Source organism: Microvirga solisilvae, from assembly GCF_022808595.1.
Taxonomy (GTDB): domain Bacteria; phylum Pseudomonadota; class Alphaproteobacteria; order Rhizobiales; family Beijerinckiaceae; genus Microvirga; species Microvirga solisilvae.
Map to the genome: position 1 here is coordinate 1 of NZ_JAKUCN010000021.1, position 1,749 is coordinate 1,749.

At 64.3% G+C, this 1,749-nt stretch carries 1 protein-coding gene; it reads left to right on the plus strand.

Annotation, left to right across the window (positions count from 1 at the left end; translation table 11 throughout):
* The first annotated feature begins 114 nt into the window (after positions 1 to 114).
* The gene (locus MJ639_RS17765; RefSeq protein ID WP_243375684.1) at positions 115 to 1,749 is read left to right on the plus strand and encodes an IS1182 family transposase; all 1,635 of its coding nucleotides are present in this window, start codon (positions 115 to 117) and stop codon (positions 1,747 to 1,749) included.

The following is a 1,749-nucleotide window of genomic DNA, read 5'->3' on the forward strand; positions in this document are numbered from 1 at the left end:
CTAGAACATCGGACGGTTTGAAGCCCTAGAGATATCGAGGGTTTAGAGGAAGGCTCGACAGGGAGGGGGCGGGATGGGCACCTTACTTCTGCCGTGGGGCGGAGTGAGGTGACCATGGAGATAGAGCGGTGGAGGCCCAAGCAAGAGTTGAGCGAGCAGGAGGAGCGCATCATTGAGCGGATGAAGAGCACCGGAAAGCTCTTCGCGTTCCTACGCCGACACCGCCACGAGCTCTTCGATGAGAGTTTCCAGGCGGAGTTGGAAACCATGTATCGCCAGACGGGGGCGGGAAAAGAGCCGCTGCCTCCGGCGCGCATGGCCATGGCCACGCTCCTTCAGGGGTACCTGGGCGCCTCCGATGCCACCATGGTGGAGCTGACTGTTTTCGATCTGCGCGTGCAGATGGTGCTGGATTGCCTGGGCCACAGCGAGCCGGCCTTCTCCAAGGGGGCCTTGTGCGACTTCCGCCACCGCCTCATTGGCGCCAACATGGACCGGCGCCTGCTGGAGAAGAGCGTGGAGGTGGCCATGGGCCAGCAGGAGTTCGGCTGGCGCGCACTGAAGTCCTCGCTGCGAGTGGCCATCGACTCGCGCCCGTTGGAGGGAGCAGGCCGCGTCGAGGACACCTTCAACTTGCTGGGCCATGCCGCGCGCAAGGTGGTGGCATGCGTCGCGGGGCTGCTGGAGTGCTCCACGGACAGGGTGTGCCGCGAGGCGGGCATCCCCCTGCTGCTGGAGTCGAGCGTGAAGAAGGCGCTGGATGTGGATTGGAATGAAGCCGGGCAGAGGGCCCGGGCGCTTCAAGTCCTCATCCAGCAATTGGACAGTCTGGTGCAATGGCTGCGGCGGGAGTTGCCCGAGCAGCTCGCGCAGGAGCCGCTGGCGGGGCACCTCGAGACGCTCGAGCAGTTGCGCGGCCAGGACCTGGAGCCGGACCCGGACGGAGGAGGAGTGCGCATCCGCCAGGCCGTGGCGCCGGACAGGCGCGTGTCGGTGGAAGATGGCGAAATGCGGCACGGCCGCAAGAGCCAGAGCAAGCGCTTCAATGGCTTCAAACAACACATCGCCGCGGAGTTGGAACTGGACCTCATCGTGGCGTGCACCGTCACCCCGGCCAATCGGCCGGAGGCGGAGGCCACCCCAGAACTCCAAAAGGACATGCAACGGCAGGGAATGAAGATTGGTGAGCTGTACATCGACCGTGGGTACATCAAAAGCCCGGTGGTGGAGTCGGTGCTGGAGCGGCGAGGAGAGGTGCTGTGCAAGCCCTGGGCATCACAGAATGGAGAGCTGTTGCCCAAGTCCGTCTTCAAGCTGGACATGAGGAGCCGGACCGTGGCGTGTCCAGGAGGCCAGAGGCTGCCCTTCAAACCTGGGGTTGTCGTGGAATTCGATGCACAGGTATGCGGCCAGTGTCCTCTACGTGCCGAGTGCACGACGGCTCAACCCGAGCACGGGCGGATGATACGCATTGCCGAGGATGAAGCTCTCCAGCAGCGACTGCACAAACTGGTGAAGTCGCCGGCGGGCCGCGCACGGCTCAGAGAACGAGTGAAGGTGGAGCACCGGCTGGCCCATCTGTCTCGCCGACAGGGACGGCGAGCCCGCTACCGCGGAGTGCGCAAGAACACCTATGACCTGCGCCGTGCCGCTACCCTCCAGAACATCGAGTCCTGGCAGCGGCACCTTGAATCGCCTCGGGTTCAGGCCCAAAAGACTGGGGTACCTTCAAACCGTCCGGTGCTCTAG